This is a genomic window from Actinomycetes bacterium (assembly GCA_036510875.1).
Taxonomy (GTDB): Bacteria; Actinomycetota; Actinomycetes; order Prado026; family Prado026; genus DATCDE01.
The window spans coordinates 31955-41168 of the sequence record DATCDE010000343.1; the positions used below are offsets into that span (position 1 = coordinate 31955).

Annotated in this window: 8 protein-coding genes and 1 pseudogene; 5 read left to right on the forward strand and 4 right to left on the reverse strand. The window is 72.2% G+C overall.

Features of this window, described 5'->3' with window-relative positions; translation table 11 throughout:
* Window positions 1–31: 31 nt before the first annotated feature.
* Both VIM19_19660 and VIM19_19665 read left to right on the forward strand, forming a co-directional pair.
* A complete protein-coding gene (locus VIM19_19660; GenBank protein HEY5187061.1) occupies window positions 32–160 on the forward strand; it encodes a hypothetical protein in 129 nt (42 codons plus the stop codon).
* Window positions 161–646: 486 nt separating this feature from the next.
* Window positions 647–2989 carry an amino acid permease gene (locus VIM19_19665; protein ID HEY5187062.1) on the forward strand — a complete coding sequence of 781 codons (2343 nt, stop codon included), beginning with the start codon at window positions 647–649 and terminating at the stop codon, window positions 2987–2989.
* Here the strand turns inward: VIM19_19665 and VIM19_19670 are convergent.
* Together VIM19_19670 and VIM19_19675 are read right to left on the reverse strand one after the other, a co-directional pair.
* Window positions 2956–4185 (reverse strand): TRAM domain-containing protein, encoded by a 1230-nt coding sequence (locus VIM19_19670; protein HEY5187063.1) that lies wholly within the window; start codon window positions 4183–4185, stop codon window positions 2956–2958. The genes VIM19_19665 and VIM19_19670 overlap by 34 nt on opposite strands.
* Window positions 4182–6187, reverse strand: a pseudogene (locus tag VIM19_19675) (APC family permease). The gene VIM19_19670 and the pseudogene VIM19_19675 overlap by 4 nt, the downstream one beginning before the upstream one ends.
* Before the next feature lie 119 nt (window positions 6188–6306).
* Here VIM19_19675 and VIM19_19680 point away from each other — a divergent pair.
* Together VIM19_19680 and VIM19_19685 are read left to right on the forward strand one after the other, a co-directional pair.
* A complete protein-coding gene (locus VIM19_19680) occupies window positions 6307–6975 on the forward strand; it encodes a TrkA family potassium uptake protein (protein HEY5187064.1) in 669 nt (222 codons plus the stop codon).
* Window positions 6975–7640: a TrkA family potassium uptake protein gene (locus tag VIM19_19685; GenBank protein ID HEY5187065.1), complete on the forward strand. Its 666-nt coding sequence runs from the start codon at window positions 6975–6977 to the stop codon at window positions 7638–7640. Before VIM19_19680 ends, VIM19_19685 begins: the two co-directional genes overlap by 1 nt.
* Here VIM19_19685 and VIM19_19690 read toward each other — a convergent pair.
* Together VIM19_19690 and VIM19_19695 are read right to left on the reverse strand one after the other, a co-directional pair.
* Window positions 7621–8295 (reverse strand): DUF3159 domain-containing protein, encoded by a 675-nt coding sequence (locus VIM19_19690; GenBank protein HEY5187066.1) that lies wholly within the window; start codon window positions 8293–8295, stop codon window positions 7621–7623. The genes VIM19_19685 and VIM19_19690 overlap by 20 nt on opposite strands.
* Window positions 8292–8708 carry an OB-fold nucleic acid binding domain-containing protein gene (locus tag VIM19_19695; GenBank protein HEY5187067.1) on the reverse strand — a complete coding sequence of 139 codons (417 nt, stop codon included), beginning with the start codon at window positions 8706–8708 and terminating at the stop codon, window positions 8292–8294. The genes VIM19_19690 and VIM19_19695 overlap by 4 nt, the downstream gene beginning before the upstream one ends.
* A gap of 35 nt (window positions 8709–8743) precedes the next feature.
* On the opposite strand from VIM19_19695, the gene VIM19_19700 reads away from it, so the two are divergent.
* The coding region (locus VIM19_19700; protein ID HEY5187068.1) for an alpha/beta hydrolase at window positions 8744–9214 on the forward strand (471 nt) is incomplete at its 3' end.

The following is a 9214-nucleotide window of genomic DNA, read 5'->3' on the forward strand; positions in this document are numbered from 1 at the left end:
TCGACGAGTGCGTGGCCGCGATCCCGGCCGGATGCCGGGACTCCTGCCGGCTGTGGACCGGGTCGACTCCGCCGGCTCCCAGCGGCCGGTGGTCGAGGCCGCGGAGCGGCACGACGCCGACTACAGCGTCACCGTCAGATTGACCCCGCGCACGTCGTGACCGCCGCATCGCTCCATGCCACCAGGGAACTCCGCTCGGGGCGAACGAATGCCTGGCACCCACCCGGGTGCCCCGATCCAGAAGACTCATCGTTGGAGCGAGACACACCACCCGCATCGACCGGTGCCGGCTCATTGAGTCTGCGCCGAGCAGGGACAGCGTCAACACCGTTCGTCCTCGCCCTTCGGGCTCCGGGCGCTCCGTGTCGACCCCGCCCCCTAGCTCGACGCGCCCAGAAGCCGCCCCCACCGGCCAAACCCAAACGTGGCCAACAGTCTTGACTCACTGAGCTCCGTCAGGAATGCCCTTCTGCGCGTGTGGCCGCACATGTCCACCCTTCATGGACGACGACAACCCCTCGGCGCCGGGCAGCGGCGGCCGGCTGGGCACTGCGTGGGCGGGATGAAGGGTGGCTTTGTGCGGCAGTGCGCACAGAAGGGCACCTTCATGCAGGAGGGGGAGGGGGGCGAACCTAGGCTTGCGCCTATGAGCCCGGAACCGCAGGCGGTCCTCCCCCTTCAAAGCGCCACCCAGTCCGTCGTCCGGGAGTCGTGGAGCTACCGGGCCAAGTGCCTGCTGCTGGGCCAGCCGCTCGTGAACGAGCAGCTGAACGAGGAGCGGCTGTCCAAGCCCCTGGCCCTCGGCGTGCTGTCCTCGGACTGCATCTCATCCTCGGCGTACGGCTCCGAGGAGATGCTCATCGTGCTGCTGCCGATCTTCGGAATCGCGGCGTTCACCATTCTGATGCCGCTCACCGGCGTGATCCTCGGCGTGCTCCTGCTGGTGACCCTGTCGTACCGCGAGGTCGTCATGGTCTACACCAAGGCCGGTGGCTCGTACGTCGTGGCGCGGGACAACTTCGGTCCTACCGTGGCCCAGGTCGCCGCGGTCGCGCTCATGCTCGACTACATCGTCACGGTGGCGGTGCAGTCCGCGGCGGGTACCGCGGCGCTGGCCTCGGCGGTTCCGTCGCTCGCCCGCTGGACCGTCGAGATCACCGTGGGCGTCGTCTTGCTCATCTTCTACGGCAACTTGCGAGGGATCCGCGAGGCCGGTCGTGCCTTCGCGTTCCCGACCTACTTCTTCGCCGGCTCGATGGCCGTGGTGATCATCGTGGGACTGACCCGCGAACTGCTCGGCCAGCTGCCCCGCAACCCGACCAACGAGCCGGGCATGGTGTCGGTCAGCAGCACGACGGCGCTGCTCTCGCTGCTCGGCGTCTTCTACCTGCTGCGCGCGTTCGCCAACGGCGGCTCGTCCCTCACCGGGTTGGAGGCGATCTCGAACGGGGTCGGCGCCTTCCGCAGCCCCGAGGGGCCGAACGCCCGCCGGACCCTCGTGGTGATGAGCACCATCCTGGGCAGCCTGGTACTCGGGGTCTCCTGGCTGGCGCACTACACGCACGCCATGCCGTACCGCAAGGGGACACCCACCGTGATCTCACAGGTGGCCCACGCCGCCCTGGGCGGCGGGCCGCTCGGCCACGCGATGTACTTCGTGGTCCAGCTGGCCACCATGCTCATCCTGTACACCGGGGCGAACACCTCGTTCAACGGCTTCCCGTTCCTCACCAGCTTCGTGGCCGAGGACTCGTTCCTGCCCCGCCAGCTCACCAAGCGCGGGCACCGGCTGGCGTTCTCCAACGGGATCATCGTGCTGGCCGCGACGTCCATCGCACTGCTGCTGGCGACCAAGGCGCACGTCGACAAGCTGGTCGCCTTCTACGCGATCGGCGTGTTCACCGGGTTCAGCTTCGCCGGCTTCGGGATGGCCAGGCACTTCCATCGGGAGCGGACCGGCCGCTGGAAGGGCAAGGTGGCGATCAACCTGGCCTCGGGCACGCTGTCGGTGCTCGTGGTGGGCATCTTCGTGGTCACCAAGTTCACCGAGGGCGCCTGGCTGGTCGTGCTGCTCTTCCCGATCCTCACCATGGTGCTGATCCGGCTGAACCGGGAGTACCGGGCCGAGGCCAGGGCGCTCGAGGCGGCCCGGACCGCGCCGGCCGCCGCCAACTTCAGCCGGCACATCGTGTTGGTGCTCGTCGACTCCCTGGACCTGGCGACCATCCGGGCCCTTCGCTACGCCCGCTCGCTCAAGCCCACCCAGCTGCACGCGGTGCACTTCGTGATCGACGGACAGCACGCCGAGCGGCTGCGCCAGGTGTGGACCGAGACCGACGCCGCCGAGGTACCCCTCGAGCTGATCGAGTGCCCCGACCGGCGGCTGATCCACGCGGCGCTCACCCTGGCGTTGCGAGCGGCCGCGGACGGCACCTCCGAGGTCACCCTGCTGATGCCGCGACGCAGCTACGCGCCGCTGCTCGGCCGGCTGCTGCATGACCGGACAGCGGACGACATCGCCCAGGCCGTCAGCCAGGTCCCCAACGTGTCCGCGACGATCGTGCCGTTCAACGTGGCCAGCGCGCTGCAGAAGCCACCGGAGGTCGCCGTCGCCGTGGCGGCGGGCTCGCCACTGCCCAGCAGCACCCGCGGTGCCTTCCTGGCCAGGGAGCCGGTGCCGTCAGCCCCGCCGCGACGCGACGGGGACGGCATCACCCCGATCGTCGAGCTGACCTGGCGGCAGCGGGCCCGGATCCAGGGCCGGGTGCGGTCGGTGCGGGTGACCCCGCTCTCCGGCGCGCCCGCTCTCGCCGTCGAGGTCTGGGACGGCACCGGCGGCATCACCGTGCTGTTCTACGGACGACGCAGCATCGCGGGGATCGCCCCGGGGTCCAAGGTGGAGCTCGAGGGGATGGTCGGCGAGGCCGACGGGCACCTGGCCATGGCCAACCCCAGCTACGAGCTGCTGGCCGGCCCACCGCCGCGCTGACCGTCCCGCGTCAGCAGCGCGACACACTCGACGTGGTGCGTCATCGGGAACAGGTCGAACGCCCGCAGCCCGGCCAGCTGCCAGCCCAGCCGGCCGAACGTCTCCACGTCCCGGGCCAGCGCAGCCGGGTCGCACGCCACGTAGACGACCGCGCGGGGGAGCAGCCGGGCGATGCGCTCGACCACGTCCCGCTTGGCGCCGGTCCGCGGCGGGTCGAGGACGACGACGTCGCACCGACTGACCTCTCCGCGCCGCAGCCAGCCGTCCACCCGGTCGTGGTGCAGCCGCACGGTGGGCAGGTCGTGCAGGTTGCGGCGGGCGTCCCGAACGGCACCCAGCGCGGACTCCACGGCATCGACCCGGCCGCCGGGACCGACGCCCTCGGCCAGCGCCCCGGCGAACAGGCCCACGCCGGCGTACAGGTCGACGACGCGCTCCCCCGCGGCCGGCGCGGCCAGGGACCGGACCGCGCCCACGAGGGCGTCGGCCGCCCCCGGGTGGACCTGCCAGAAGCCGCCCCCGGTGACCCGCCAGTCCCGGCCGGCGGCCCGCTCGGTCAGCCGGCCGCGCCCGGTCGGGGCTCCGTCGGCGAGCACCAGCTGCTCCCCCGTCGACACCGAGACGGCGACCTCGAGCTCAGCCACGCCCGGCCAGGTTCGGTCCAGCACCCCGGTCTCGGCCACCAGCGGATGGCACAGCGGGCAGGAGCCGAGCGGCAGCACCTCGTGCGAGCGGTGCCGGCGCAGCCCGGCCCGGCCGGCGGGGTCGATGGCGAACCGCTCCCGGGTCCGCCAGCCGAGCCCGTCGTCGTCCCCGGTGACCGGCTCCACCGCGACGGCCCGATCGATCCCGGCCAGCCGCTGCAGCTGCTCCGCCACGACCGCGGCCTTGAGCCTGCGCTGGGCAGCCACCGAGACGTGCTGGAAGTCGCAGCCGCCGCAGCCGCCCGGCCCGGCGTGCGGGCACCGGGGGGCGACCCGGTCGGGAGAGGCCACGAGCACCTCCACCGCGTCCGCCCGCAGGAACCGCGAGGACGCACCACCATCGGTGACCACGGCCCGCACCCGTTCACCGGGCAGCGCGTGCCGGACGAACACCACCCGGCCGTCGTGCCGGGCCACGCAGTGCCCGCCGTGGGCGACCGGGCCGACGTCGAGCGTCAGCTCGGCTCCGGCCAGGTCATCGGTGCCGCTCAGGGCTGGCTCTCCCGCTCCACGACGTCCTCGAGCGTCTGCTCGGCCACGGCGGCGGGCGGCTCGCCCCGACGCACCGCGCCCGCGCCGAAGTCCTCCGGCCGGGCCGCCGCCGCTGCGGACGAGCGCAGCTGGTACGGCACCGAGACGACGACACCCGGGGTGAACCGCAGCCTGATCTTCAGCCGCAGCGCGCTCTGGTTGGCCAGCAGGGTCTCCCACCAGCGGCCCACGACGTACTCGGGCACGTCCACGTCGACGATGTGGCGCGGGCTTTGCCGGCGGATCCCGCGGACGTAGTCGACGATCGGGCGGGTGACCTCCCGGTACGGCGAGTCGAGGACCCGCAGCGGCACCGGGATCTGCCGGCGCTCCCACTCCCCCTGCAGCGCGGCGGTCTCGGCCGGCTCCACGTTGACGGTCAGCGCCTCGAGTGTGGCCGGCCGCGAAGCGCGCGCGTACGCCAGCGACCGCATGGCCGGCTTGTGCAGCTTGGACACCAGGACGACGGCATGGATACGGCTGGGCAGCGCCGTCGTCTCGTCCTCGGTCAGCGCGAGCTCCTCCGCCACCAGGACGTAGTGCCGCCGGATGCCCTGCATCAGCACGAAGATGACGGCCATCGCGAGGATCGCGATCCAGGCGCCCCGGACGAACTTGGTGGCCAGCACGGCGATGAGCACGGTGCCGGTCATGACCAGGCCGAACGCGTTGATGGCCCGTGCGCGCACCATGTGCCGCCGGGCCGCCTCGTGGGTCTCGGTCCGCAGCAGCCGGTTCCAGTGCCGGACCATGCCCAGCTGGCTGAGCGAGAACAACACGAAGACGCCGCCGATGTACAGCTGGATGAGCCGGGTCAGCTGCGCGTCGAAGGCGACGATGAGCACGAGCGCGAACCCGGCCAGCAGGATGATGCCGTTGCTGAAGGCCAGCCGGTCGCCGCGGGTGTGCAGCTGGCGCGGCAGGTAGCCGTCGCGGGCCAGCACCGACCCCAGCACCGGGAACCCGTTGAACGCCGTCTTCGCGGCGAGCACCAGGATGATCGCGATCACCGCGGTCACCCAGTAGAAGCCGATCGGGAACCCGGTGAACACCGCCTTGGACAGCTGTCCGATCACTGTGTTCTGCGTGTACGAGTCGCCGACCGGCTTGCCGGACAGCAGCAGCTGGCTGGCCGGGTCCTCGGCGAACCGCAGCTGCATCCGGTTGGCCAGCTCGATGATCGCCATGAGCATGGACACCGCGATCACGCCCAGCAGCATCAGCGTGGTCGCCGCGTTCTTGCTCTTCGGCCGCCGGAAGGCCGGGACCCGTTGCTGATCGCCTCGACGCCAGTGAGGGCTGCGCAGCCGGACGAGAACGCGCGCATGAGCAGGAACGCGGCGGCGAAGCCGGTGAACCCGTTGCTCAGCACCGCTTCGGGCTTAAGCGTGTAGATCGGGCTCTCCGCCAGCGGCAGGTCGCCGCGGAAGTCCCGGAACAGCCCGTACAGCGCCATCCCGATGACCCCGACCATGAACGCGTACGTCGGGATGGCGAAGAGGGCGCCGGACTCGCGCACACCCCGCAAGTTGGCCGCCATGAGCAGCAGCACCAAGACCACGGCGACGTAGACCTCGCGACCCTGCACCCAGGGGACGGCGGCCGCCGCGTTCTGCACCCCGGACGACCCGGACACCGCCACCGTCAGGACGTAGTCCACGAGCAAGGCGCTGGCCACCACCAGCCCGGAGTTACGGCCGAGGTTGACCGTGGCCACCTCGTAGTCCCCGACCCCGCTCGGGTAGGCGTGCACGGTCTGCCGGTACGAAGCGACCACGGTGAGCATGACGACGACCGCGAGCCCGATCTGCCAGGAGAACGCGTAGGCCGTCAGGCCGGCCACCGAGAGGGTCAGGAAGATCTCGTCGGGGGCATAGGCCACCGAGGACAGCGCGTCGCTGGCGAACACCGGGAGGGCGATGCGCTTCGGCAGCAGCGTCTCGGCCAGCCGGTCCGAGCGCATGGCTCGGCCGACCAGGATCCGCTTGAACGAGTCGCCGAGAGCCGTCACGGGCCACGATGCTAGGGCCCAGGCACGTGGCCGTGCGCAGAGCCCATGCCAGATGTGGCACGCTGGACGCCGTGCACATCGTGATCATGGGGTGCGGGCGGGTGGGGTCCACCCTCGCCGAGGCCCTCGACACTGCCGGGCACTCCGTGTCCGTCATCGACGCCGACACGCAGGCCTTCCGCCGGCTGTCCTCCGACTTCGGTGGCCGCACCGTGACCGGGATCGGCTTCGACCGCGAGGTGCTCCAGGAGGCCGGCACCGACCGCGCCTCCGCCTTCGCGGCCGTGAGCAGCGGCGACAACTCCAACATCATCGCGGCCCGGGTGGCCCGGGAGACCTTCGGCGTGGAGAACGTGGCCGCGCGCATCTACGACCAGCGTCGCGCCGCGGTCTACGAGCGGCTCGGGATCCCCACCGTCGCCACGGTCCGCTGGACGGCGGACCAGATCATGCGCCGCCTGCTGCCCCAGGGCGCCCAGCCCGAGTGGCTCGACTCCAGCGGGCAGATCCGGCTGGCCCAGGTGCACGTCGACCCGTCCTGGATCGGCCAGCCGCTGCGCCGCATCGAGCGCTCCACCCCGGCCAGGATCGCCTTCGTGAACCGGCTCGGCGAGGGCATGCTGCCCTCGGAGGACGGCGTGCTGCAACAGGGAGACGTGGTGCACGTGCTGGTCCGCGACGACCAGCTGCAGGCGGCCCAGGCGAAGCTCGACAGACCGCCGCCCACGGAGGAGCACTGATGCGGGTCGCTATCGCTGGGGCCGGCAAGGTCGGCCGCTCCATCGCCGCGGAGCTCACCGAGAACGGCCACGAGGTGCTGCTCATCGACAGGGACCGGGAGTGCATCCGCCCGGAGAGCCTGCCCCGGGCCGAGTGGCTGGTCGCCGACGCCTGCGAGCTCACCGTGCTGGAGAAGGCCGGGCTGAGCACCTGCCAGGCGGTGATCGCCGCAACCGGTGACGACAAGGTCAACCTGGTGGTGGCCCTGCTGGCCAAGACCGAGTTCGGCGTCCCGCGTGTCGTGGCCCGGGTCAACCATCCCAAGAACGAGTGGTTGTTCAACGAGGCCTGGGGCGTCGACGTCGCCGTGTCCACCCCGCGCATGCTGTCCGCGCTGGTCGAGGAGGCGGTCAGCGTCGGCGACCTAGTGCGGCTGTTCACCTTCCGCCAGGGCGACGCCAACCTGGTCGAGATCACCCTGCCGACCGGGTCGCCGCACGTCGGGGACCGGGTGACGGACGTGCCGTGGCCGGTGGACTCAGCCCTGGTGGCGATTCTGCGCGACGGTCGGGTCATCTCACCGGCGCCGGACGACCCGCTGGAGGCCGGTGACGAGCTGTTGTTCGTCGCGGCTTCGGAGTCCGAGGAGCTCCTGCAGCAGCTGCTCAGTCCGCATCCGGGATAGCGGGCGGCACTGGCTCCCCCGCCGGCTGCTGACGGGTCGGCGGAGTCCGGCGCAGGATCGCGAAGGTGATCCACAGCGTGGGCAGGAACAACGGCAGGCCGAGCGGGATGGCCACGGCACCGAGCGCGCCCACCTGGCCGGCGAGGTACAGCGGCAGCTGGACGAGCAGCCGGCTCGCGAACATCCCGGCCCACACCAGGCTGGCCATCGAGTACGCCCGCATCCGCGGCGGGTCGTCGCGCCAGGCGAACCCCTCGCCGAACAGCGGGCCCACCATGACCCCCAGCAGCGGCCAGCGGACCAGCACCGACACCAGGTAGACCGCGGCGTAGGCACCGTTCTTGAGCACCGAGGGGAGGAAGAAGTTCTTCGCCTGACCGGTCAGGGCCGCGAACGCGGCCATCACCGCGATGCCGAGCAGCCCCACCACGGCCTGCTGGACCGAGCGCCGCTGGATCAGGGCGAGCACGAACAGCACGGCGGCCGACCCCACCGCCGCGGCCAACGAGACCCCGAGCTGTCGCCCGGTCAGCGAGAAGGCCAGCGCGAACACCGCCCCGGGGACGCCGGCGTCGATCAGCCCGCGTGGGCCGCCGAGCAGCTCGAGCAGTCCCTCCTCGTCGGAGGGCATCCGGTCCCGCACGCCGCCGCTCACGGGCGCAGCTCGTAGGATGGGTTGAAGATCACCGGACGGCCGGCCACCGAGGTGACCCGGCCGCTGGCCGTCATCCGCCGCCCGCAGTCGATGCCCTGGATCTGCCGCCGCCCCAGGAAGATCAAGGTGACCGACCCGCTCCCGTCGTACAGCTCGGCCTCCAGGGCGGGGACACCGCCGCGAGGGCGCAGCATCATGCTCCGCACGGTGCCCGCCACCGTCGTGCGCTCGCCGACCTGGCTCTCGCCGATGGGCGTGGCGCCGCTGGCCCGGTGCTCCTCGCGCAGCTCACGGTCGTGCAGCTCCTGGCTGGTGGTGGTGAACCGGGACAGCGCGCGACGCAGCCGGCCGGGCGACGCGTCGGGCCCGACCTCTGCCGCCCCGGCCGGGCCGCCGGTCGCGTCCTGGGCCATCCCCGAAGGCTACCTGTGGTGGAAGCATGGTGCGGGTGCCGCGCCCCTCCGCTGTGATCGCTCACGGCTCCGGCTCCTCCACCGACTTCGTCCGGCGTGCGCTCGGCCAGGCGTTGGACGAAGCCGGCTTCGAGCTGGTCGCCCTCGACGAGCGGTCCGGTGACGTGTCGGTCGTGCTCGCCGGGCTGCGCACCGCCGTGAAGTCGACCTCCGCCGCCCTGGTCGGTGGGGTGTCGCTCGGGGCGCACGCAGCGGCCCTGCTCGCGGCGGAACGGGCCGACCTGGCCGGCGTCCTGCTCCTGCTGCCCGCCTGGACCGGCCCGCCGGACGCCGTGGCGCGGCTGTCCGACCTGGCCGCCCATGAGATCGAGCAGCAGGGGCTGGCGGCGGCGGTCGCACGGGTGGCCGGCCAGGGCTGGGTCGGCGTCGAGCTGGCCGCCGCCTGGCCGGGGTACGGCCAGGCGGCCCTGGTGCAGGCGCTGCGCGCGACGGCCCGCTCGCCGGGG